General features: G+C 71.8%; 22 protein-coding genes. 16 read left to right on the forward strand and 6 right to left on the reverse strand.

The genetic code is table 11. From position 1 onward, the window contains the following. Positions 1–42 precede the first annotated feature (42 nt). The gene (locus DFR41_RS02415) at positions 43–1,209 is read right to left on the reverse strand and encodes an acyl-CoA dehydrogenase family protein (RefSeq protein WP_114801566.1); all 1,167 of its coding nucleotides are present in this window, start codon (positions 1,207–1,209) and stop codon (positions 43–45) included. A gap of 307 nt (positions 1,210–1,516) precedes the next feature. On the opposite strand from DFR41_RS02415, the gene DFR41_RS02420 reads away from it, so the two are divergent. The 10 genes from DFR41_RS02420 to DFR41_RS02465 are packed head-to-tail and all read left to right on the forward strand — an operon-like array spanning position 1,517 to position 12,129. After that, the gene (locus tag DFR41_RS02420; RefSeq protein WP_114802157.1) at positions 1,517–2,422 is read left to right on the forward strand and encodes an SDR family NAD(P)-dependent oxidoreductase; all 906 of its coding nucleotides are present in this window, start codon (positions 1,517–1,519) and stop codon (positions 2,420–2,422) included. Positions 2,423–2,432: 10 nt separating this feature from the next. Further along, entirely contained in the window at positions 2,433–3,233 is an 801-nt protein-coding gene (locus DFR41_RS02425) for an enoyl-CoA hydratase/isomerase family protein (RefSeq protein ID WP_114801567.1), read from the forward strand. Further along, entirely contained in the window at positions 3,230–4,516 is a 1,287-nt protein-coding gene (locus DFR41_RS02430) for an acetyl-CoA hydrolase/transferase family protein (protein ID WP_114801568.1), read from the forward strand. The genes DFR41_RS02425 and DFR41_RS02430 overlap by 4 nt, the downstream gene beginning before the upstream one ends. 33 nt (positions 4,517–4,549) lie before the next feature. Continuing rightward, the gene (locus DFR41_RS02435) at positions 4,550–5,758 is read left to right on the forward strand and encodes an acetyl-CoA C-acetyltransferase (protein ID WP_114801569.1); all 1,209 of its coding nucleotides are present in this window, start codon (positions 4,550–4,552) and stop codon (positions 5,756–5,758) included. 52 nt (positions 5,759–5,810) lie between these two features. Then, complete coding sequence (locus DFR41_RS02440) at positions 5,811–6,803, forward strand: Bug family tripartite tricarboxylate transporter substrate binding protein (RefSeq protein WP_114801570.1); 993 nt, start codon at positions 5,811–5,813, stop codon at positions 6,801–6,803. 1 nt (position 6,804) lies between these two features. Next, complete coding sequence (locus tag DFR41_RS02445) at positions 6,805–8,328, forward strand: class I adenylate-forming enzyme family protein (protein WP_114801571.1); 1,524 nt, start codon at positions 6,805–6,807, stop codon at positions 8,326–8,328. Positions 8,329–8,347: 19 nt separating this feature from the next. Then, entirely contained in the window at positions 8,348–9,340 is a 993-nt protein-coding gene (locus tag DFR41_RS02450) for a Bug family tripartite tricarboxylate transporter substrate binding protein (protein ID WP_114801572.1), read from the forward strand. 28 nt (positions 9,341–9,368) lie between these two features. Beyond that, a complete protein-coding gene (locus tag DFR41_RS02455) occupies positions 9,369–9,749 on the forward strand; it encodes a Zn-ribbon domain-containing OB-fold protein (protein WP_017759792.1) in 381 nt (126 codons plus the stop codon). After that, the gene (locus tag DFR41_RS02460) at positions 9,746–10,963 is read left to right on the forward strand and encodes a thiolase (RefSeq protein WP_017759791.1); all 1,218 of its coding nucleotides are present in this window, start codon (positions 9,746–9,748) and stop codon (positions 10,961–10,963) included. Before DFR41_RS02455 ends, DFR41_RS02460 begins: the two co-directional genes overlap by 4 nt. Before the next feature lie 8 nt (positions 10,964–10,971). Next, on the forward strand, positions 10,972–12,129 hold the full coding sequence (locus DFR41_RS02465) for an acyl-CoA dehydrogenase family protein (protein ID WP_114801573.1): 1,158 nt from the start codon (positions 10,972–10,974) through the stop codon (positions 12,127–12,129). Positions 12,130–12,147: 18 nt separating this feature from the next. Here the strand turns inward: DFR41_RS02465 and DFR41_RS02470 are convergent, their stop codons facing one another. Then, positions 12,148–13,062: a LysR family transcriptional regulator gene (locus DFR41_RS02470; RefSeq protein WP_114801574.1), complete on the reverse strand. Its 915-nt coding sequence runs from the start codon at positions 13,060–13,062 to the stop codon at positions 12,148–12,150. 146 nt (positions 13,063–13,208) lie between these two features. Between DFR41_RS02470 and DFR41_RS02475 the strand changes: the two genes are divergently transcribed. Then, the gene (locus DFR41_RS02475; RefSeq protein WP_114802158.1) at positions 13,209–14,489 is read left to right on the forward strand and encodes a CaiB/BaiF CoA transferase family protein; all 1,281 of its coding nucleotides are present in this window, start codon (positions 13,209–13,211) and stop codon (positions 14,487–14,489) included. A 19-nt stretch (positions 14,490–14,508) separates the two neighbouring features. On the opposite strand, the gene gshB is transcribed toward DFR41_RS02475, so the two are convergent. Together gshB and DFR41_RS02485 are read right to left on the reverse strand one after the other, a co-directional pair. Continuing rightward, a complete protein-coding gene (gshB, locus tag DFR41_RS02480) occupies positions 14,509–15,459 on the reverse strand; it encodes a glutathione synthase (protein ID WP_017757551.1) in 951 nt (316 codons plus the stop codon). Continuing rightward, on the reverse strand, positions 15,456–16,712 hold the full coding sequence (locus DFR41_RS02485; RefSeq protein ID WP_114801575.1) for a benzoate/H(+) symporter BenE family transporter: 1,257 nt from the start codon (positions 16,710–16,712) through the stop codon (positions 15,456–15,458). Before DFR41_RS02485 ends, gshB begins: the two co-directional genes overlap by 4 nt. Positions 16,713–16,852: 140 nt before the next feature. On the opposite strand from DFR41_RS02485, the gene DFR41_RS02490 reads away from it, so the two are divergent. Continuing rightward, positions 16,853–17,269, forward strand: a complete 417-nt coding sequence (locus tag DFR41_RS02490) for a nuclear transport factor 2 family protein (protein WP_114801576.1) — start codon at positions 16,853–16,855, stop codon at positions 17,267–17,269. 11 nt (positions 17,270–17,280) lie between these two features. Beyond that, entirely contained in the window at positions 17,281–18,228 is a 948-nt protein-coding gene (locus DFR41_RS02495; protein ID WP_114801577.1) for a polysaccharide deacetylase family protein, read from the forward strand. Positions 18,229–18,252: 24 nt separating this feature from the next. Here DFR41_RS02495 and DFR41_RS02500 read toward each other — a convergent pair whose 3' ends face one another. Both DFR41_RS02500 and DFR41_RS02505 read right to left on the reverse strand, forming a co-directional pair. Next, entirely contained in the window at positions 18,253–19,773 is a 1,521-nt protein-coding gene (locus tag DFR41_RS02500) for an amidase (protein WP_114801578.1), read from the reverse strand. Then, complete coding sequence (locus DFR41_RS02505; protein ID WP_114801579.1) at positions 19,774–20,790, reverse strand: Bug family tripartite tricarboxylate transporter substrate binding protein; 1,017 nt, start codon at positions 20,788–20,790, stop codon at positions 19,774–19,776. 115 nt (positions 20,791–20,905) lie between these two features. On the opposite strand from DFR41_RS02505, the gene DFR41_RS02510 reads away from it, so the two are divergent. From DFR41_RS02510 to DFR41_RS02520, 3 genes are all read left to right on the forward strand, one after another. Further along, a complete protein-coding gene (locus tag DFR41_RS02510; protein WP_017756829.1) occupies positions 20,906–21,862 on the forward strand; it encodes a LysR family transcriptional regulator in 957 nt (318 codons plus the stop codon). Positions 21,863–22,012: 150 nt separating this feature from the next. Next, the gene (locus DFR41_RS02515; protein WP_114801580.1) at positions 22,013–22,366 is read left to right on the forward strand and encodes a RidA family protein; all 354 of its coding nucleotides are present in this window, start codon (positions 22,013–22,015) and stop codon (positions 22,364–22,366) included. A gap of 5 nt (positions 22,367–22,371) precedes the next feature. After that, on the forward strand, positions 22,372–23,610 hold the full coding sequence (locus DFR41_RS02520) for an NAD(P)/FAD-dependent oxidoreductase (RefSeq protein ID WP_114801581.1): 1,239 nt from the start codon (positions 22,372–22,374) through the stop codon (positions 23,608–23,610). The last annotated feature ends 28 nt before the right edge of the window (positions 23,611–23,638 follow it).

The following is a 23,638-nucleotide window of genomic DNA, read 5'->3' on the forward strand; positions in this document are numbered from 1 at the left end:
TTGGACTTCCACACGCAGTGAGGAAGTCCAAAAAGGGTGGTCTCAAAATGACCGAGGCAGACCCAGCACATGCTCGGCCACGTACGAGAAGATCAGGTTGGTGGAGATGGGCGCCACCTGGTAGAGCCGCGTCTCGCGGAACTTGCGCTCCACGTCGTATTCGCAGGCGAAGCCGAAGCCGCCGTGGAACTGCAGGCAGGCATTGGCGGCCTCCCAGCTGGCCTTGGCCGCCAGGTACTTGGCCATGTTGGCCTGCGCGCCCATGGGCTGGTGCGCGTCGAACAGCTCGCAGGCCTTCCAGCGCATCAGGTTGGCGGCTTCGACCTCGATGAAGGCATCGGCGATGGGGAACTGCACACCCTGGTTCTGGCCGATGGGCCGGCCGAAGACCTGGCGCTCGCGCACGTAGTGCGTCACGCGGTCGATGAACCAGTAGCCGTCGCCGATGCATTCGGCCGCGATCAGCGTGCGCTCGGCGTTCAACCCGTCGAGGATGTACTTGAAGCCCTGCCCTTCCTGGCCGATCAGGTTCTCCTCGGGGATCTCCAGGTTCTCGAAGAACAGCTCGTTGGTCTCGTGGTTGACCATGTTGGCGATGGGTCGCACGGTCAGGCCACGCTGCTGCGCCTCCTTGAGGTCGACCATGAAGATCGACATGCCCTCGGACTTCTTCGTCACCTCGGCCAGCGGCGTGGTGCGCGCGAGCAGGATCATCCAGTCGGAATGCTGCACGCGGCTGATCCACACCTTCTGGCCGTTGACGACGTAGCGGCCGTCCTTCCTGACGGCCGTGGTCTTGATCTTCGTGGTGTCGGTGCCGGTGGTGGGCTCGGTCACGCCCATGGACTGCAAGCGCCATTCGCCGCTGGCGATGCGCGGCAGGAAGCGCTGCTTCTGGGCCTCGGAGCCGTGGCGCAGCAGCGTGCCCATGTTGTACATCTGGCCGTGGCAGGCGCCGGCGTTGCCGCCGCAGCGGTTGATCTCCTCCATCACCACGCTGGCCTCGGTGAGGCCCAGGCCCGAGCCGCCGTATTCCTGCGGGATCAGCGCCGCCAGCCAGCCGGCGCGGGTGAGCGCATCGACGAAGGCCTCGGGGTAGGCGCGCTGCGCGTCCACCTCGCGGAAATAGGCGTCGGGGAATCCGGCGCACAGCGCGCGCACGGCATCTCGGATGTCGTGGTGGTTGTCGGACAGCGTCTTGTCGATCATGGCGTGGCGGCGGCCGGGGCCGCGAAGAGGCTCTTCTTCATGGCCGTGATGGTCGGCGGGCGCCGGCGCCGCGGCAAGCCGGCTTTGTGGAAGCGGGGCTTTCGCATCGATGAAGGCGCCCCTTCCCCCGCACGCGAAGGCGTGCCCTTGGCATGCACGCGAAGGCGTGCCCTTGGCATGCGCGCGAAGGCGTGCCCTTCCATGCAGCCGAAGCCCGGCCTTCGCAATGGCGAATGGTGCGGCGACCCCGATGCGGCGAAGCTCCTGCCATCAGAACCGACAAGGACGAGACATGGCCGGACAGAAGATGGTGCAGGACAAGGTGGTGGTGGTCACGGGCGCAGGCGGCGGCATCGGCCGCGACATGGCCCTGGCGCTGGCGGCCGAGGGTGCGCGCGTGGTGGTCAACGACATCGGCACCTCCACCACCGGCGAAGGCACCGACGCCGGCCCGGCCCAGCGCGTGGTGGACGAGATCCGCGCCGCCGGCGGCCAGGCCGCCGCCAGCACCGACAGCGTCTCGGAGGCGGCCAGTGCGGGCCGCATCGTGCAGTGCGCGCTCGACCACTTCGGGCGCATCGACGGCGTGGTCAACAACGCGGGCATCCTGCGCGACCGCTTCTTCCACAAGATGAGCGTGGACGAATGGGACGCGGTGATCCGCGTGCACCTGTACGGCAGCTTCTACATGAGCCGCGCCGCGGCCACCCACTTCAAGGAGCAGGAGAGCGGCGCCTTCGTGCACATGACCTCCACCTCGGGCCTGGTGGGCAACTTCGGCCAGGCCAACTACAGCGCGGCCAAGCTGGGGCTGGTGGCGCTGTCGAAGAGCATTGCGCTGGACATGCAGAAGTTCAACGTGCGCTCCAACTGCATCTCGCCCTTCGCCTGGAGCCGCATGATCGGCTCCATTCCCACCGACACGCCGGAGCAGCAGGCCCGCGTCGAGAAGCTGCGCCAGATGACGCCCGGCAAGATCGCACCGCTGGCCGTCTACCTGCTGTCGGACGCGGCGGCCGAGGTCAATGCGCAAGTCTTCGCGGTGCGCAACAACGAGATCTTCGTCATGAGCCAGCCGCGGCCGCTGCGCTCGGTGCACCGCAGCGAGGGCTGGTCGCCGCAGTTCATCGCCGAGCACGGCATGCCCGCGCTCAAGGCCGCCTTCGTGCCAATGGACCGCTCGGCCGACGTGTTCAGCTGGGACCCGGTCTGACGCGCCCGCCATGTCCGACGACAGCCCCATCCTCGCCGAGGTGCAGGACGGCGTGGGCACCCTCACGCTCAACCGTCCCGAGACGCGCAACGCGCTGAGCCAGGCCATGCGCCCGGCACTGGCCGCGGCCATCGCCCGCATGCGCGACGACGCCCAGGTGCACACCGTGATCCTGCGGGGCGCGGGCGGCGCCTTCTGCTCCGGCGGCGACATCGGCCAGATGCTGGACCCGGCCCAGACCGGCCTGCCCTGGCGCGACCGCATCCGCCAGTTGCACCAGTGGTTCCCGGCGTTGGAGAACCTGGAGAAGCCGGTCATCGCCGCGGTGGACGGCCCCGCCTTCGGTGCCGGCCTGAGCCTGGCGCTGGCGGCCGACTTCGTGCTGGCCACGCGCCGCGCCAGCTTCTGCGCCGTGTTCGGCCGCATCGGCCTGGTGCCGGACCTGGGCGCCATGCACCTGCTGCCGCGCATCGTGGGCCGGCAGAAGGCCAAGGAGCTGGTCTTCACCGCCCGCAGCTTCGGTGCCGAGGAGGCGCAGTCGCTGGGCATCGTCTACCAGGTGGTGGAGGACGCCGAGGCGCTGCAGGCCGCCGCCCTGGGCCTGGCCCGGCGCTTCGGCCAGGCCTCCACCGCCGCCATTGGCATGGCCAAGACCATCATGAACCGCGCCTTCGAACAGGACGCCGCGGCCCTGGCCGAGATGGAGGCCTATGCACAGACGATGTGCCGCGGCTCGCCCTACCACCAGGACGCGGTGCAGCGCTTCCGCGACAAGCAACCGCTGCGCTTCGACTGGAACCGCGACGCATGACGACGACGGCAGCGCTCGCGCAGCGGCTGCAGTCGCTGGTGCGCCCCGGCGACACGCTCTGGTGGGGCCAGGCCACCGCCGAGCCGCTGACGCTCACCCGCGCGCTGGTGGCGCATCGCCATGCGCTGGCGGCCGGCGGGCGGCTGCGGGTGTTCGTGGGCATCGCCGCGTCAAACACGCTGCAGCCTGCGCAGGCCGACGTGCTGGACTTCTTCGGCTATGCGGCCGGCGGCGCCCACCGCGCCCTGGCCCAGGCCGGCGTGCTGGACATCCTGCCCTGCCATTACTCGCAGCTGCCAACGCTGCTCGCGGGCGGCCGGCTTGCCGCGGACGTGGTGCTGCTGCAGCTGCCGCCGCCCGACGCCCAGGGCCGCTTCAGCCTGGGCCTGGCCTGCGAATACCTGCCGACCGCCATCGCCCGCGCCCGCGTGCTGATCGGCGAGGTCAACCCCGACGTGCCCTTTACGGCCGGCGGCCCGCTGCTGCAGCGGGCGGACTTCGACCTGCTGGTGGACGCCACCGAGCCGCCGCCCGACCTGCAGCGCAGCGCACCCGGCCCGGCCGAGCAGGCCATCGCCACGCACATCGCCGGCCTGGTGGAGGACGGTGCCACGCTGCAGCTGGGCGTGGGCAACCTGCCCGAGGCGGTGCTGGCCGCCCTGCACGGCCACCGCGACCTGGGCCTGCACAGCGGCGTGGCCGGCGACGGCGTGGCCGCGCTGGCCGAAGCCGGCGTGCTCACGCATGCCCGCAAGACACGCGATGCCGGCACGGGCATCGCCGGCATCCTCATGGGCACGGCCGCGCTGCGGCGCTGGGCCCATCGCAACCCGGCCCTGCAGCTGCGCGACACCGGCTACACGCACGATGCACAGGTCCTGTCCGACAGCCATCGCCTGGCCGCCATCAACAGCGCCATCGAGGTCGACCTCACCGGCCAGGTCAATGCCGAGGTCGCTGGCGGCGTGTACGTGGGCGCGGTGGGCGGCGCGGCCGACTTCCTGCGCGGCGCCGCACGCAGCCGCGGCGGGCTGCCCATCGTGGCGCTGCCTGCCACGCACCAGGGCCGCAGCCGCATCGTGGCCCGCCTGTCCGGCCCCGTGAGCACGGCCCGCAGCGACGCCGGCTTCATCGTCACCGAGCACGGCGTGGCCGACCTGCGTGGCCAGCCGCTGTCGCGCCGCGTGCAGCGCCTGATCGACATCGCCGCGCCCGAGCATCGCGCCGCCCTCGCCGACGAGGCGCATGCGCTGCTGCGCCAGTGCGGCGCGGCCTTCCATTGACCGCCTTTCCCTTCATCGCCCCAAGGAGTCCCCATGCGCCGAGCCGCCATCGTCACCCCCCTGCGTACGCCCGTCGGCGCCTTCGGCGGCAGCCTGCGGCCCGTGCCCGTCGAGGAACTCGCCGCCACCGTGGTGCGCGCCGTCGTCGACCGCAGCGGCGTCGATCCGGCGCGCATCGACGACGTGGTGTTCGCCCAGTCCTATGCCAACAGCGAGGTGCCCTGCGTGGGACGCTGGGCCGCGTTGCAGGCGGGCCTGCCGGTGGAGGTGCCCGGCATGCAGCTGGACCGGCGCTGCGGCGGCGGCCTGCAGGCCGTGGTGACGGCCGCCATGATGGTGCAGAGCGGCGCGGCCGACGTGGTGCTGGCGGGCGGTGTGGAGAGCATGAGCAACATCGAGTACTACAGCACCGACATGCGCTGGGGTGCGCGCGCAGGCAACGTGCGCTTCTACGACCGGCTCGAACGCGGGCGCGAGCGCTCGCAGCCGGAACACCGCTTCGGCCCCATCTCCGGAATGATCGAGACGGCCGAGAACCTGGCGCGCGACTACGGCATCGCCCGCGAGGCCGCCGATGCCTTCGCCGCGCGCAGCCATGCCCGCGCCGCCGCCGCGTGGGAAGCCGGCCGCTTCGACGCCGAGGTGGTGCCGGTGACGGTGCCGCAGCGCAAGGGCGAGGCCCTGCGCTTCGCGCGCGACGAAGGCATCCGCCCCGACACCACCGCCCAGAGCCTCGCGCGGCTGCGGCCGCTGATGGCCGAGGGCAGCGTCACCGCCGGCAACGCCAGCCAGCAGAACGATGCCGCCGCGGCCTGCCTGGTGGTGGCCGAGGACAGGCTGGCCGCGCTGGGCCTCACGCCCATGGGCACGCTCGTGGGCTGGGCCGCGGCCGGCTGCGAGCCCTCGCACATGGGCATCGGGCCGGTGCCCGCCACGAAGAAGCTGCTCCAGCGCCTGGGCCTCACGCTGGACCAGATGGACCTGGTCGAACTCAACGAGGCCTTCGCCTGCCAGGTGCTGGCCGTGCTGCAGGGCTGGGACTGGCAGGACCGGGACGCCATCGACCACAAGCTCAACGTCAACGGCTCGGGCATCTCGCTGGGCCATCCCATCGGCGCGACGGGCGTGCGCATCCTGGCCACGCTGATGCACGAGCTGCAGCGCCGCCAGGGCCGCTATGCGCTGGAGACCATGTGCATCGGCGGCGGCCAGGGCATCGCGGCCGTGTTCGAGCGCGCCTGAGCACCGGCCTGCCATCGGCCACCCGTTCATTCGACAACAAGGAGACAAACCCATGGCCCGCCCCCGACTCCCTTTTGCCCGGCGACCGCTGCTGCAGGCCGCCCTGGCCCTTGCGGCCGCCCTCGCGCTGTCGCCTGCCCTGGCGCAGGACAACCAGACGGTGCGCCTCGTCGTCGGCTACGCGGCCGGCGGCCCGGTGGACCAGGGCGCGCGCCTGGTGGCCGTCGCGCTCTCGCGCGAGCTGGGCGCGCCGGTGCTGGTGGAGAACAAGCCCGGCGCCAATGCCACCCTGGCCGGCGGCGAGGTGGTGCGTGCCAAGCCCGATGGCCTGACGCTCTTCTTCGCGGCCAGCCCCACCATCACCATCAGCCCCAACGTGATGGCGCGCATGCCCTTCGATCCGGCCCGCGACCTGACGCCGGTGGCGCCGGTGCTGAGCTACTACAACGTGCTGGTGGCCAACAACGACGAGCCCTTCAGGACCACGCGCGAGCTGGTGACTTACGCCAAGGCGCACCCGGGCAAGCTGAGCTACGGCTCGGCGGGCGTCGGCGGCTCCAACCACCTGGGCGTGCTGCTGTTCGCCAAGCGCAGCGGCATCGCGCTCAATCACATTCCCTACAAGGGCAATGCGCCGGCCATGACCGACCTGATCGGCGGCCAGATCGACATGATGATGGACATCATCAGCACCGCCGGCACCTACATCGCGGCGGGCAAGGTGCGGCCCATCGCCGTGACCTCGCCGCAGCGCAATGCCACGCTACCGGACGTGCCCACGCTGGCCGAGTCGGGCATCGCCGGGCTGGAGGGCTTCGACGTGGGCGGCTGGTACGGCATCTACGGCCCGAAGGACCTGCCCGCGGCCAAGGTGGACAGCCTCAACCGCGCCATCACCGCCACGCTGGCGCAGCCGGCCCTGGCCCGGCGCCTCAAAGAGCTGGGCTACGACGAGTGGACCGGCTCGCCGCAGAAGCTGGCCGAACGCGCCGCGCAGGAGCGGGCGATGTGGTCCACCGTGACTCAGGGCATCGTGGTGGATTGACATGCCCACCCGCCTGCACCATGCCCTGGACCGCTGGCTGGCCGATGCGCCGCTGCGGCCCTTCATCCACCTGCCCGATGGGCGCAGCCTGAGCTTTGCCGAGCTGGGCGCGCTGACCGACGTGGCCGAGGCCGAGCTGCGCGCGCTGGACGTGCGGCCCGGCGACCGCGTGATGGTGGTGGCCGAGAACTGCCCCGAGCATGCGGCACTGATCCTGGCCTGCAGCCGGGTCGGCGCCTGGTCCTGCGGCGTCAACGCCCGCATGGCACCGGCCGAGGTGGAAGGCTTCGACGCCACCGCGGATGCCCGGGTGGTGTACTTCACGAGCCAGGCCAGCGACAGCGCCGGCGCCCATGCCGCGCGGATGGGCGCCATGCCGTCGGCGCTGCCCGGCCTGCATCGCAGTGCCGTCCGTGCCGCCGCCCGGCCGGAGCCCGACCCGACGCCGGGCGAGCGCGGCGCGGTGGCCGCGCTGATCTTCACCTCGGGCACCACCGGCCGGCCCAAGGCCGTGATGCTCACCCACGACGCGCTGCTCCACTTCGCGCGCGTGTCCGGCGCCTCGCGCCAGTTGGGGCCGGAGGACCGCAGCTACGCCTTCGTGCCGATGACGCACATCTTCGGGCTGGGCACGGTGCTGATCAGTTCGTTGCTGGCCGGCGCGCAGCTGGTGATGCGGCCGCAGTTCGAGCCGCAGGACCTGCTGCATGCGCTGGCCCATGAAGGCGTCTCGCAGCTGCAGGGCCCGCCGGCGCTGTTCTCGCGTCTGCTGGCGCACCTGGAGCACGCGGGCATCGCGCGGCCCGCGGCGCCGCAACTGCGCTACCTCTACACCGGCGCCGGCCCGCTGGACCTGGCGCTCAAGCGGCGCGTGGAAGCCGCCTTCGGCCAGGTGCTGCACCACGGCTACGGCCTGTCCGAATACGCGGGCTCGGTGCACATCACCCGGCTGGGCGAGCCGCGCGACGACACCAGCGCCGGCTACCGCGTGGCCGAGGCCGAGCTGCAGGTGGTGGAGCCCGCGACGGGCCGGCCGCTGCCCGCGGGCGAGCGCGGCGAACTGTGGATCCGCGGCCGCGGCCTGATGCCCGGCTACTTCCGCGACGTCGAGGCCACCGCGGCCGCCATGCGCCCGGGCGGCTGGTATGCCAGCGGCGATCTGGGCGAGCTGGCGGCGGACGGCGCGCTCTTCGTGGTCGGCCGGCTGAAGGAAATGATCATCCGCTCGGGCTTCAACGTGTACCCGGCGGAGGTGGAGCTGGCACTAAACACGCATCCCGCCGTGCAGCGCTCAGCCGTGGTCGGCTGCCCCGAGGACGACGGCAACGAGGCCATCGTGGCCTATGTGGAGTTACGCCGCGGCGCGGCGCTCGACGCCGCCGCGCTGCAGGCCCACCTGCGCCCGCTGCTGGCGCCCTACAAGCGCCCGGCGCGCATCGTGGCGCTGGACGAGCTGCCCACCAACACCAACGGCAAGGTCCTGCGGCGCGTGCTGCGCGAATGGGCCGAAGCGCCGACGCCCTGAACAAGAAGGAGACACCGCCATGCCCATCGCCCCCGTCGATTCCGCCCGCCGCCGCCTGTTGGCCGGCGGCCTGCTCAGCGCCGCCGCCTGGCCGCTCGGCGCCCTGGCGGCCGAGCCCTGGCCCAGCCGCCCGGTGCGCTTCATCGTGCCCTTTCCACCCGGCGGGCCGGTGGACACCACGGCGCGCATCGCCAGCCAGCGGCTGTCGGAGATCTGGAAGACGCCCACCCTCATCGACAACCGCGCCGGTGCCGGCGGCACCGTGGGCGCCACGGTGGCGGCCAAGGAGGCACCCGACGGCTACAGCCTGTTCGTGGGCGCCATTCACCATTCGGTCAATCCTTCGCTCATGGGCAAGCTGCCCTACGACATCGAGAAGGACTTCGCGCCGGTGAGCTTCGCGGCGGTGTTCCCGGTGTTCGTGGTCGCGAACGCCGCGGTGCCCGCCAACTCCATCGCCGAGCTGATCGCGCTGGCGAAGAAGCCCGGCAGCCAGCTGAGCTTCGGCTCCTCCGGCAACGGCGGCGGCACGCACCTGGCAGGCGAGCTGTTCAACATGGAGGCCGGCACGAAGCTGCTGCATGTGCCCTACAAGGGCAGCGCGCCGGCGATGAACGACCTGCTCGGCGGGCAGGTGCAGCTGATGTTCAGCGATGCACCCACGGCGCTGCCGCACATCCGCTCCGGCCGCATCAAGGTGCTGGGGGTGGCCAGCCCGCAGCGCTCGGCCATGCTGCCGTCGGTGCCCACGGTGGCCGAGTCCGGCCTGCCGGGCTACGAGGCCTATTCCTGGGCGGCGCTGTTCGCGCCGGCGCGCACGCCGCAGCCGGTGCTGGACCGCATCAACGCCGACTTCAACACCGCCTTCAACGACCCGGCCGTGCGCCAGCGGCTGCTGGAGGCCGGCGCAGAGGCCGACCCCGGCACGCAGGAGGCGCTGCGCCAGCGGCTGCACAGCGAGATGGTCAAGTGGGCCAAGGTCATCAAGACGGCCGGAATCACGGTGTCCTGACGCCATGTCCAGCACAGCCTCTCCCACCATGCACGTCGGCGCGGGCGCCCACTACCAGGCCGAGCTGGATGCCGGCCGCTTCTGCCTGCAGCATTGCCCGCAGTGCGGCCGCCATGTCTTCACGCCGCGCGAACTCTGCCCCCACTGCGGCGCCGCCCCGCTGCGCTGGGTGCGGGCGCGCGGCACCGGCCAGGTCCATGCGGCCAGCACGGTCCACCGCAAGGCCGAGGACGGCGGCCCCTACAACGTGTCGCTGATCGACCTCGACGAGGGCGTGCGCATGATGAGCCGCGTGGAAGGCGTCGCGCCCGAGGCCGTTCGCATCGGCCAGCGCGTGAAGGCGCGCGTCGTCCAGCGCGAGGGCCGCGGGCTGGTGCTGTTCCATCCCGAGGAAGGCGGTGCGGCATGACGACCGCCGGACAGATCCCCCGCTCGACGCTGGACGCCGGCGCCGTCAACCGCGGTCTGCGGGGCCGCGTCGCCATCGCCGGTGCCGCCACCTACGGCTGCGGCGAGTCGCCGGGCATGGACGACATGACGCTGCTGGTGCGCGCCGCCCATGCGGCGGTGGCCGATGCGGGCCTGACGATGCAGGACATCGACGGCATCGCCACCTGCAGCGTGTCGGCCAGCATGTGGGCCATGCCGGTGGTGGAGCACCTGGGCCTCAACCCCAGCTACGTGGACGGCACCATGCTGGGCGGCAGCAGCTTCATCGCCCATCTGCTGCCGGCCATCCGGGCGCTGGAGGCGGGCCAGTGCAAGGCGGTGCTGGTGTGCTACGGCAGCGCGCAGCGCTCGGCCAGCTTCGGCCGGCGAGAGATGCAGGCCGCACGGCGCTTTCTCGATCCGCAGCCCTACGAGTTTCCCTACGAGCCGGTGCTGCCCGTGACCGCCTATGCGCTGGCCGCGGCGCGCCACATGCACGAGTTCGGCACCACGCGGACCCAGCTGGCCGAGGTGGCCGTGGCCGCCCGCGCCTGGGCCCAGCGCAATCCCGAGGCCTTCCGGCGCGACCCGCTCACGGTCGACGACGTGCTCGCAGCCCGCCCCATCGCCAGCCCGCTCGGCGTGCTCGACTGCTGCCTGGTGACCGACGGCGGCGGCGCCCTGGTGCTGGTGCGCGCCGACCGGGCGCGCGACCTGCCGCAGCCGCCGGTGTATGTGCTGGGCACGGCCACCGCGATGTGGCACCGCCAGATCTCGTGCATGCCGGTGCTCACCACCACCGCCGCCGCACAGTCGGGCGCGCAGGCCTTCGCCATGGCGGGCCTCGGCCCGGCCGACATGGACATGGCGCAGCTCTACGACGCCTTCACCATCAACACGCTGCTGTTCCTGGAGGACCTGGGCTTCTGCGCCAAGGGCGAGGGCGGCCCCTTCGTGGAAGGTGGCGCCATCGCGCCGGGCGGACGGCTGGCCGTCAACACCAACGGCGGCGGACTGTCCTGCGTGCACCCGGGCATGTACGGCATCTTCGCCCTGATCGAGGCCGTGCGGCAGCTGCGCGGCCAGGCCGGCCAGCGGCAGCTGGCGACGCACCGCACCGCCGTGGTCCACGGCAACGGCGGCACGCTGTCCAGCCAATCCACCGCCGTGCTGGGCACGGCCGACGCCCTCTAAGGAGACCCATGATCCGCGACCCCCAGATCCTCGATGCGCTGCTCGACAGCGTGAACCGCTTCGTGCGCGAGCGCCTCGTGCCGGCCGAAGACGCCGTGGAGCGCACCGATCAGGTGCCCGCCGAGATCGTGCAGGACATGCGCGCGCTGGGCCTGTTCGGCCTGTCGATCCCGGAGCAGCATGGCGGCCTGGGCCTCACCATGGAAGAAGAGGCGCGGGTGCTCTTCGCGCTGTGCCAGACCTCGCCTGCCTTCCGCTCAGTGATCGGCACCAACGTGGGCATCGGCTCGCAGGGCATCCTGATCGACGGCACGCCCGAGCAGCAGCGCGACTGGCTGCCCCGGCTGGCCAGCGGCGAGCTGATCGCCTCTTTCGCGCTGACCGAGCCCGAGGCCGGCTCGGACGCCGCCTCGCTGCGCACCACGGCCCTCCGCGACGGCGACCACTACGTGGTCAACGGCAGCAAGCGCTACATCACCAATGCGCCGCATGCGGGCATGTTCACGCTCATGGCGCGCACCGATCCGCAGGACAAGGGCGCGGGCGGCATCTCCGCCTTCATCGTCGACGCGCGCACGCCGGGCATCCGCTTCGGCAAGCCCGACCGCAAGATGGGCCAGCGCGGCGCCCACACCTGCGACGTGATCTTCGACGACGTGCGGGTGCCGGCCGCCAACCTCATCGGCGGGCGCGAGGGCCAGGGCTTCCGCACCGCGATGAAGGTGCTGGAGAAGGGCCGCATCCACATCGCGGCCGTGGCGGTGGGCCTGGCACGGCGCATCCTGCGCGATGCGCTGGCCTATGCGATGGACCGCCGGCAGTTCGGCCAGCCGGTGGCCGACTTCCAGCTGGTGCAGGCCATGCTGGCCGACAGCCAGGCCGAGCTGTTCGCCGCCGAATCGATGACGCTGGAGGCCGCGCGCCGCCGCGACGACGGCCGGTCGGTGGCCATCGAGGCCTCGAGCGCCAAGATGTTCGCCACCGAGGCCTGCGGCCGCATCGCCGACCGCGCGGTACAGATCCTGGGCGGCGCCGGCTACATGGCCGAGTACGGCATCGAGCGCTTCTACCGCGACGTGCGGCTGCTGCGCCTGTACGAGGGCACCACGCAGATCCAGCAGATCATCATCGCGCGGGCCATGGCGCGCGACGGGCGCGTGGCCTGAGTCTGTCGACGGGCGGGGTCAGTCCGGGTCGAGCCGGCCCTGCGCATCGGCCACCAGCAGCGCCACCAGCTCCTGCGCGAAGGCCGGCAGCGTCTCGCGCCGGCGCATGCAGATCTGCATCTCGCGCACCGACCACGCGTCCGACAGCGGCACGATGCCGATGGCCATGGCCTGCGCATGGCGGCTGGCGGCCGATTCGGGCAGCACGCCCACGCCCACGCCGGACGCGATCATGCGGCAGGCGGTCTCGAAGTTGCCCACCTGGATGCGCTGCTTGATGGGCTTGTGCAGCTGGTCGCTGGCCTGGCGCAGGAAGGCATGGATGGCGCTGGACTCGTGCAGGCCCACGTAGTCGAAGGCGAGCGTGTCGGCGAAGTCGATCTGCACCTCGGCCTGCAGCGCATGGCCCTGCGGCACCACCAGCACCAGCCGGTCGCGGCGGTAGGGCAGCGTCTCCAGGTCCTCGGTGCGCACCAGGCCGGCCACGATGCCGATGTCGGTCTGGCCGTCCATGACCGCGCGCACGATGTCGTGCGACAGGCGCTCGCGCAGGTCGATGTTGACGTCCGGGTTGCGCCGCAGGAAGTGCCGCAGCACCGGCGGCAGGAATTCGCTGAGCGAGGTGGTGTTGGCGAACACCCGCACATGGCCCTTGATGCCGCGCACGTACTCCTGCATGTCGCCGCGCAGGTGTTCGATCTGGCCCAGCACGGCGCGCGCATGCGTCACCAGCGCCTGGCCGGGCGGCGTGAGCGTCACGCCCTGGTTGGTGCGGAAGAGCAGCTTGGTGCCGATGCCCTCCTCCAGGTTCTTGATGCGGGTGCTGGCCGCGGGCAGCGAGATGAAGGACAGCTCCGCGCCGCGCGTCATGCTGTTGGCGTCGGCGATGTGCACCATCAGGCGCAGGTCCACCAGGTCGAAATGCATGGCCATGGGCGGGCATTCTAGGAAGGGCCCTCGACGCGAAGGCCCCGCCCGCCTCGGTGGAAGCCCGCCTTCCACAAATGAGAAGCGCAGCGCCCGCCGCCGCCCGTAGCATGGGCCGGCGGCCTGCCCTGCGCCGTGAAGACAAGCCTGCGATGACCCTTGCCCCGACGCCTGCCCCCGAAGCGCCTGCCGGCGCGCTGTCGCACCTGCGGGTGCTCGATCTCTCGCGCGTGCTGGCCGGGCCCTGGTGCACGCAGAACCTGGCCGACCTGGGCGCCGACGTCATCAAGATCGAGAAGCCCGGCGAAGGCGACGACACCCGCCGCTGGGGGCCGCCCTTCTTCGCGGACGAGGCCGGCCAGCCCACCGACCAGGCCTGCTACTTCGCCGCCTGCAACCGCAACAAGCGCTCGGTCACGGTGGACATGGCCACCGCCGAGGGCCAGGCGCTGATCCGCGCGCTGGCGGCGCAGAGCGACGTGGTGGTGGAGAACTTCAAGACCGGCGGCCTGGCGCGCTACGGGCTCGACTACGCCAGCCTGTCGGCGCTGAACCCACGGCTGATCTACTGTTCAGTCACCGGCTTCGGCCACACCGGCCCCTACGCGCCGCGCGCGGGCTACGACCTGCTGGTGCAGGCCATGAGCGGCCTGATGAGCGTGACCGGCCGCCCCGACGACGAGCCCGGCGGCGGCCCGCTGCGGGTGGGCGTGGCGGTGATCGACCTGTTCACCGGCATGTACGCCACCACCGCCATCCTGGGCGCGCTGGAGGCGCGCCACCGCACCGGCCGCGGCCAGCACATCGACATGGCGCTGATGGACGTGGCCATGGCCGTGCTGGCCAACCAGGGTGCGGGCTACCTCAACAGCGGCCAGGTGCCGTGCCGCCTGGGCAACAGCCACCCCAGCGTGGTGCCCTACCAGGACTTTCCGACTGCCGACGGCCGCATGCTGCTGGCCATCGGCAACGACGGGCAGTTCGCGCGCTTCTGCGCCGCCGCCGGCACCGGCTGGGCGCAAGAGCCGCGCTTCGCCACCAACGCGGCACGCGTGGTGCACCGCGCGGCACTGATCCCGCTGATGGAGGCCATCACGCGCCAGCGCCCGACGGCCGAATGGATCGTGCTGCTGGAGGACAAGGCCGTGCCCTGCGGCGCGATCCACGACATCGGCCAGGCCTTCGCCGATCCGCAGGTGCAGGCCCGCGGCCTCGCGGTGACGCAGCGCCGCTATGCCGACGGTGAGCGTCCAGACGGCGAGGTGGTGGACCGCGTGGTCACGGCCGCCAGCCCGCTGCGCCTGTCGGAGACCCCACCCACCCTGCGCCATGCGCCACCGGCGCTGGGCCAGCACACCGACGCGGTGCTGGCGGAACGCCTGGGCCTGGGCGCTGGCGACATCGCCGGGCTGCGCGCCCGCGGCGTGCTCTGAGCCGCAGGCGCCGGGCCGCTCAGGCGGCCTTGACCTGCGCCTCCAGCGCATCGACGAACAGCGCCGGCACGTCGCAGCCGGTCTGGTCGTGGATCTCCTGGAAGCAGGTCGGGCTGGTGACGTTGATCTCGGTGAGCGAGCCGCCGATCACGTCCAGGCCGATCAGCAGCAGTCCGCGCGCGAAGAGCTTGGGGCCGATGGCCTCGGCGATGCGGCGGTCGTCGGCCGACAGCGGCTGGGCCACGCCCTTGCCGCCGGCCGCCAGGTTGCCGCGCACCTCGGTGCCCTGCGGGATGCGCGCCAGGCAGTAGGGCACCGGCTGGCCGGCGATCACCAGCACGCGCTTGTCGCCCTGGCTGATCTCAGGCACGAAGCGCTGGACCATGATGGTCTCGGCGCCGCCCTTGTTGAGCGTCTCGATGATGGAGCCGAGGTTCAGTGCGTCCTGCTTGACGCGGAAGATGCCCATGCCGCCCATGCCGTCCAGCGGCTTGAGGATGATGTCGCCATGCTCGGCATGGAAGGCGCGCACCGCCGCGTCGCTGCGCGTGACCAGCGTGGGCGTGGTGAATTCCGGAAACTCCATGATCGCCAGCTTTTCCGGGTGGTCGCGCAGCGCCCGCGGCTTGTTGACCACGCGCGCGCCCTCGCGCTCGGCCTGCTCCAGCAGGTGGGTGGCGTAGATGTACTCGGCGTCGAAGGGCGGGTCCTTGCGCATGAGCACGGCGTCGAAGTCCTTCAGGGCCACGCGCTCGCGCACGTCCACCGTGTACCAGTCCTTGGCATCGCCGGTCAGGGTGATGCGCAGCACCTCGGCCTCGACCACGCCGCCGGAGCGCCAGCCCAGGTCCTGCGGCAGGCAGGCGGCGATGCGGTGGCCGCGCCGCTGCGCCTCGCGCATCATCGAGAAGGTGGTGTCCTTGTAGGTCTTGAACAGGTCGAGCGGATCGGCGACGAAGAGGAAGTTCATGATGGCTTGTGCGTGTTGTCGGGGCCACCCCGGCGGGCGTCCAGCCTGATCTTGCAGGCAGGTGCGATGTCCTTGCCGGCGGCGGTCTTTGGCCGGCCGGCCTGCTGCACCAGCAGCGCGGCCGCACCGGCCACCACGCCCCAGAAGGCCGAGCCGATGCCGAAGAGGGTCACGCCCGACAGCGTGACCAAAAAGGTGATGAGCGCCGCCTCGCGATGCGCCTCGTCGCGCAGGGCCGTGGCCAGGCCGCCGCCGATGGTCGACAGCAGCGCCAGTCCGGCGATGGCCGCCACCAGCTCCTTCGGAAAGGCCGTGAGCAGCCCCGCCACCGCCGCGCCGAAGCAACCGATCAGCACATAGATGAGCCCGCAGCACACGGCGGCGGTGTAGCGCTTGTGCGGGTCCTCGTGCGCCTCGCGGCCCATGCAGATGGCGGCGGTGATCGCGCTCAGGTTGAGCGCATAGCCGCCAAACGGCGCCAGCAGCAGCGTGGCCACGCCGGTCAGCGTGATGAGCTTGCTGATCGGCATGTCGTAGCCCGCGGCGCGGATGGCCGCCACGCCAGGCAGGTTCTGCGAGGCCATGGTCACGACGAAGAGCGGCAGCGCCAGGCTGACAGCCGCCTGCCACGTGAACTGCGGCATCGTGAACACCGGCATGGCCAGCGTGAAGTGCACCGTGCTCCAGGCCAGCTGGCCGCGCACGGCCGCATAGGCGATGGCCACCGCCAGCGTCAGCGGCACGGCGTAACGCGGCAGCCAGCGCTTGCCCGCCAGGTAGGTCGCCAGCATCAGCAGCACCAGCGGCAGCGCCGTCTGCGCCGCCGTGAAGGCCGAGAGGCCGAAGCGCGCCAGCACGCCCGCCAGCAGGGCCGAGGCGATGGCCATGGGGATGCGGTTCATCACCCGCTCGAACCAGCCGGTGGCGCCGGCCAGCGTGATGAGCGCCGCGCAGACGATGAAGGCGCCCACGGCCTCGCCCATCGAATAGCCCGCGCCTGCGGTGGCCAGCACGGCGGCGCCGGGCGTGCTCCAGGCCACCATCACGGGCTTGCGCAGCCACAGCGATGGGATGGCGGTGGCCAGGCCCATGCCGAGGCCCAGCGCCCACATCCAGGAAGCGATCTGGGCGGAATCGGCACCGAAGGCCTGCGCGGCCTGGAACACGATGGCCACCGAACTGGTGAAGCCCACCAGCACCGCGACGAAGCCGGCGGTGAAGGCGGGCAGGTTGACATCCCGGAAGAAACGCATAGCCGGCGATTGTGCCGGGCGGGCCTGTCGGCCGCCGGGGGCTCGACCGAGGGCGCCGACGCGGGGACACTGACCCAGCCGCACCCCGGGCACGTGGCTTGCACGCGCCCGCCCCTTCCGCCCAAGCCCCCAAAGCATCGATGACGACCACCGCCCAACCCACCACCCCCGCCGAGATCGTGGACGAGTTCCTGCGCCTCGTGATGATTCCCGACCCGGCCTCGGCCTCGCGCTACACCGCGCCCGACATCCGCATCCGCTTCACCGGCAACCGGCCGATGACGGCGCCGGGCGACACCTCGGCCTTCAACGCCAAGCGCTACGCCTGGGTGAAGAAGAAGATCGAGCGCACCGAGACCGTGGCCGGCGGCAGCGAGGACGAGACCGTGGTCTACAGCCTGGGCACGCTCTACGGCGCCTGGCCCGACGGCACGCCCTTCGAAGGCAACCGCTATGTCGACCGCTACGTGGTGCGCCGCGGCCTGATCGTGCAGATGGACGTGTGGAACGACAGCGCCGAATGGCTGCTGGTGCGCGCCGGCCTGGCCACGCTGTGAGCCGACTGCCGATGACCGCAGCGCACGACCCCACCCGCACCCGCTGGCCCGAGCGCCTGCCGGGGCATGACCGCTTCGACTACCGGCCGATCACCCGCCGCCACGACTACGTCTGGCCCAATGGCGCGCGGCTGGCGGTGTACCTGGGCTTCAACATCGAGCACTTCGCCTTCGGCGACGGCCTGGGTGCCTGCATCGGCCCAGCCTCGCCGCATCCGGACGTGCTCAACCACGGCTGGCGCGAATACGGCAACCGCGTGGGTGCCTGGCGCTGCCTGGAACTCTTCGACCAGCTGGGCCTGCCCACCGGCACGCTCATCAACACCGCCCTGTACGACCACTGCCCCGAGCTCGTGCAGGCCTTCGCGGCCCGCGGCGACGAGCTGATCGGCCACGGCCACAGCAACGCCGAGCGCCAGGGCCAGCTGTCGGAGGACGAGGAACGCGCCCTGCTGCAGCGCTGCCGCGCGCGCATCGAACGCGAGAGCGGCCAGGCGCCGGCCGGCTGGCTGTCGCCGTGGATCTCGGAGAGCCACCTCACGCCCGACCTGCTGGCCGAGACCGGCTACGGCTACACCCTCAACTGGTGCCACGACGACCAGCCCCTGCGCATGCGCACCCGCGGCGGCGGCCGGCTGTGGGCCGTGCCCTATCCGCAGGAACTCAACGACATTCCCATGATCGTGGCGCGCCAGATGGACTCGCGCGCCTTCTGCGACATGGTGGTGGACAACTTCGAGGAGATGCTGATGCAGTCGCAGGCCCAGCCGCTGGTGATGGGGCTGGCGCTGCATCCGTACATCGTGGGCCAACCGTACCGGCTGCGGCACCTGCGCGAGGTGCTGGGCCACCTGGCCCGGGCGCGCGACGAAGGCCGGGTGTGGTTCACCACGCCCGGGGCCATCGCGAGGCACATGGAGGCCGTGGCGGCCGAGGCGCCGGCGGGGGCCTTCGACTGAAGGCCCCACCGCGCGCCCAGGCGGTCACACGACCGAGGCGGCGCCGGCTTCGGTGGGCCGGCTGGCGCGCGGATCGTCCGGCGCGGCCGTGACGATGCTGGTCAGCGCCGGCTCGGCGTGCCGCAGCTTCGCGATGTCCGGCCGCGGCCGCGCCAGCGTCGGCGACGAGGAGAAAGCCTGCTCCATGGCCAGCGAGGCCGACAGCAGCGGCAGGTCGCCGCGGAAGGCGCCGGTCACCTGCAGGCCGAAGGGCATGCCGCGTTCGTCCGTCCCGCAGGGCAGGCTGATGGACGGATGCGTGGTCAGCGTAACCACATAGGTCAGCGCCAGCCAGCGGTAGTAGTTCTCCTGCGGGCGGCCGTCCACCTCGGCGGCGTACGGCAGCGTCCACGGAAAGGGCGAGACCGGCGTGGTGGGCGACATGACCAGGTCGTAGCCCTCGAACACCTTCTGGAAGCGGTTGATGATGCGCGTCTGCTCGGTCTGCGCCCAGGCGCTGTCGAGCAGGCTCATGCGCACGCCCATCTCGTAGTTGGCGCGCGGGTTGGGCCCCAGGCTCTCGGGGTTGCGCTCGTAGGTCTCGCGCATGCCGGCCACGAAGGCCTCGGCGCGCAGCACGTCGAAGCAGCGGTGCACCTCGCCCAGCGCGAACGGCACCTCGTCGCAGGTGGCGAACAGGTGGCGCATGGCGGCCATCTTCTCGCGGAAGGCGCGGCGCACCACCGGGTCGACGTCGCAGCAGCCGAAGTCCTCGGTCCAGGCCACGCGCAGGCGCGACAGATCGGCCGCGCGCGGCGCCAGGAAGGCCATGGCATCGAGCGGATGGCTGAGCGGGTCGCCCGCATGCGGGCCTGCGGTGGCCGCCAGTTGCAGGCAGGCATCGGCCACGCTGCGGCCCATGGGCCCGACCACCGAAATCGGCGACCAGCCCATCGGCTTGCGCACGCTGGGCACCACGCCGGGCGAGGGCCGCAGGCCCACCACGCCGCACTTGGCGGCCGGGATGCGCAGCGAACCGCCGGTGTCCGAGCCGGTGCACACCGGCAGCATGTCCAGCGCCAGCGCCGCCGCCGAGCCGCCCGAGGAGCCGCCGGCATTGAGGTTGGTGTCGAAGGGGTTGCCCGTGGCGCCCCACACCGGATTACGACTGTTGGCGCCCGCGCCCATCTCGGGCACGTTGGTCTTGCCGGCCACGATGGCGCCGGCCGCGCGCAAGCGGCGCACCAACTCGATGTCCTGCGCCGGCACATGGTTGCGCAGGCTGGGCGTTCCCGAGGTGGACAGCAGGCCGGCCGTGGGCTCCAGGTCCTTCACGCCCAGTGGCAGGCCGTGCAGCAGCCCCAGCGGCTCGCCGCGCATCACCGCCTGCTCAGCGGCGCGGGCCTCGCCCTGCGCCCGCTCGAAGCAGGTGGCGGTGACGGCGTTGACGAAGGGATTGACCTGCTCGATGCGCGCGATGCACGCCTCCAGCAGTTCGACGGGCGAGAGCTGGCGCGCACCGATCAGGCGGCGCTGCTCGACAGCGGAAAGTTCGACAACGTTCATTCAATCTGCCCGGATGTTGGCGCGCTGGGCGACGGCGCGCATGAGGGGCAGCTCGTTCTCGATCTGCTTGGCCGACGCGGCCTGGCCGGCAAAGGCAGGCTCGGCGCCCTGGGCCGCGAGCGCGGCCTTGGCGTCGGGCGAGGCGACGATCTGCGCGATGGCCTTCTCCAGCCGCTCGCGCACCGACGCGGGCGTGCCCTTGGGCGCGACCAGCATGATCCAGGTGTCGACGTTGACGTCGGGATAGCCCGCCTCGGCGAAGGTGGGCACGTTCGGCAGCTGCGACGAGCGCTTGGCCGTGGTCACGGCGATGGCCTTGACCTTGCCGCCCTTGAGCTGCGGGATGGCGGCGGTGACGGTGTCCACCGAGAAGGGCACCTGGCCGCCGATCAGGTCGGTCATGGCCGGGGCGCTGCCCTTGTAGGGCACATGCAGCATCTTCGCGCCGACCGCGCCCAGGATGATCTCGCCCGCGAAGTGCGAGGTGGTGCCGGCGCCGAAGGATGCGTACGAGTACTTGTCGGGCGAGGCCTTCGCGGCGGCCACGAATTCCTTCACCGTGTTGATGGGCACGTCCTTGTTGGCCAGCAGCACCAGCGGGATGCGCGCCACGATGGCGATGGGGTCGTAGCTCTTGACCGGGTCGTAGGGCAGGTTGCTGCGGATGGCCGGGTTGGCCGTGAAGGTGGAGGGCGAGCCCAGCAGCAGCGTGTAGCCGTCCGCGGGCGCCTTCGCGACATAGCCGGCGGCGATGGCCGTGCCGGCGCCCGGGCGGTTGTCCACCACCACCGGCTGGCCCAGGGCGGTCGAGATGCGCTGGCCCATCAGCCGGCCGATGACGTCGGCGCTGCCGCCGGGCGGGAAGGGGATCACCAGCGTGATCGGACGGCTGGGATAGTCCGGCTGCGCCATGGCGGGAAGCGCGCCGGCGGTGGCGGCCAGCGCGAGCAGGCCGCAGACGGCGGCACGGCGAGACACCGAGGCAGGACGGAAAGCGGGGATGGACGCGAAGGTCATGGCGCAGGCCTTTCGGAAGACGATGGCCGCATGCTAGAAACGCACCTCCCGTGCAGCAAGCACAAGGCTCTTAAAGCTTCATTGCCGCTTCGGCAATGTTCTGGCACCGCATCCGATGGCTTCTTCCCCGCCCGCGTCCACCCCTGCCGCCAAGCCTGCGCGGCGCGATCCCAACCAGCGCGTGCTGCAGGAGGTGGCCCTGCGCTACTTCCTGGAGGTGGCACGCGCCGGCTCGGTCACCGAGGCCGCGGCCCGGCTGGAGGTGGCGCCCTCGGCCGTCAGCCGGCAGATCGGCCGGCTGGAGCGCGAGCTGGACACCCTGCTCTTCGAGCGCCGCGCCCGCGGCATGACGCTCAATTCCGCCGGCGAGCTGCTGGCCGCCCATGCCCGCCGCGCCTGGCTGGACATCGAGCGCGTGACCGACGACATCCTGGCCCTGCGCGGCCTGCGCCAGGGCGAGGTGCGCATCGTGGCGACCGAAGGCTTCGCCTACGAGTTCCTGCCCGCGGTGGTGGCGGACTTCCAGGCGCGCTGCCCGGGCATCCGCTTCCAGCTGGACATGGCGGTGCAGCGCGAGGTGGCGCGCCGCGTGCGCGAGGGCCTGGTCGACATCGGCGTGACGGTGAGCCTCAGCTCCGAGAGCGGCCTGCAGGTGGCCTTCCGCCATCCCTCGCCGGTGATGGCGGTGGTGGCGCCCGGGCATCCGCTGGCCGATCGCCGGCAACTGTCGCTCGCCCAGCTGCTGGCCTGGCCGCTGGCGCTGCCGGCGAACACCTCCACGCTGCGGCAGTTGCTGGACATCAGCAGCAGCCGGCAGGGCCTGGTCCTGCAGCCGGTGATCACCAGCGACCATCTCTATCCGCTGATCCAGTACGCGACCCACACCCAGGCCGTCACCTTCTGCGGCGAACTGGCGCTGCGCCAGCAGCTGCACAACCGTGCCGTGGTGGCCATCCCGCTGCGCGACCGCGAGATGAACGAGCGCCACTTCGAGGTGCAGACCATGGCCGGCCGTCATCTGCCGGATGCGGCGCGGGCCTTCATCGACCACCTGCGCAAAGCATTGGAGTGACGCGATGGCAGCCGCTGCCTTGCGCCAGCGGCAATACGATCTTGCGAACCACACATTGGTCGGCAATGCAGCCGGCGGAATAATTGCCTTCGGCGCTGAATGGCGCCCCTTCCCCACCCTCAGGGCCGGCGCCCGGCGCCGGCATCGTTCATGACCCAGACCTCCGCCCTGCCCTTCTCCAAGGTCCGCACCGTCGGCCCGCTCGTCTTTCTTTCCGGCGAACTGGGTATCGCCGCCGACGGCTCGGTGCCGGCCGGCATCGAGGCCCAGACCCGCCTGTGCCTGGAGCGCATCACGGCCACGCTGGCCGGCCAGGGCCTGGCCCTGTCGGACGTGGTGAGCGTGACGGCCTACCTGGTCGATGCGGCCGACTTCGCCGCCTTCAACGGCGTCTATGCCGCCGCCTTCGCCGAGCCGCGGCCGGTGCGCACCACCGTGCGCACGGACCTGATGCTGCCGGGCGCGCTGGTGGAACTGACCGTCATCGCTCACCAGAAGGCCTGAGGCGCATGGGCCGCGAGATCCTCGTCCTGGGCGCCGGCATGGTCGGCACCTGCACCGCCCTCCATCTGGCGATGCGCGGCCATTCGGTCGCCCTGGTCGACCGCGGCCTGCCGGGGCGCGAGACCTCGTACGGCAACGCCGGCATCATCCAGCGCGAAGCCGTGTCGCCCTACGCCTTTCCGCGCAGCCTCGCCAAGCTGGCGGGCGTGGCGCTCAAGCGCGGGGCCGACGTCAACTGGCATCTTGGCGCACTGCCGGCTGTGGCGGGCGGGCTGTCGCGCTACTGGCGCAACTCGGCGCCCGAGCGCTATGCGCCCATCGCCGCGGCCTATGCGCGCCTGATCGAACATTCGACCAGCGAGCATGCCCCGCTGATCGCAGCCGCCGGCGCCGACGACCTGGTGCAGCGCGACGGCTACCTGCACGTGTTCCGCGACGCCGCCAGCTTTGCGCGGGCGCGCCGCGATGCCGAGGCCACCGCGGCCCGGCACGGCCTGCAGGTGCACGCCCTCGACGGCGCGGCCTTGGCCGCCGAAGAACCCGCCCTGACGCAGGGCCTGCCCGGCGCGCTGCATTGGCAGGACCCGTGGTGCGTGAGCGACCCGGGCGAACTGGTGGCCCGCTATGCCGCGCATTTCCAGCAGCTCGGCGGCGTGCTGGTTCAAGGCGACGCCGCCACGCTGACGGCGACCGCCCAGGGCTGGCGCGTGCAGACCACGCGCGGCCCGGTGGAAGCGCAAGACGCCGTCGTCGCCCTGGGTCCGTGGGCCGACCGGCTGCTCAAGCCCCTGGGCTACCGGCTGCCGCTCTTCGTCAAGCGCGGCTACCACCGGCACTACACCGGCGGCCCCACGCTGCGCCGCCCGGTGTACGACCTGGACCGCGGTGTGGTGATCGCGCCGATGCGGCGCGGCGCCCGCATCACCACAGGCGCCGAGTTCGCCCGCCAGGATGCCCCGCCCACGCCGTGGCAGCTCACGCGGGCCGAGACCTATGCCCGTGAACTGCTCGACCTGCCGCATCCGGTGGAAGGCGAGCCCTGGCTCGGCGCCCGCCCCTGCACCGCCGACATGCTGCCGGTGATCGGCGCCGCACCGCGGCACCGCGGCCTGTGGTTCAACTTCGGCCATGCGCACCAGGGATTCACGCTGGGCCCGGCCAGCGGACGGCTGCTGGCAGAGCTCATGGACGGCCGGCCGACGATGGTGGATGCGGCGCCCTATTCGGCGCAGCGCTTCGGCTGAAACTCGGGCGGTCTGCGCGCGGTAAGCC

Source organism: Pseudacidovorax intermedius, from assembly GCF_003350475.1.
GTDB lineage: Bacteria > Pseudomonadota > Gammaproteobacteria > Burkholderiales > Burkholderiaceae_C > Xenophilus > Xenophilus intermedius.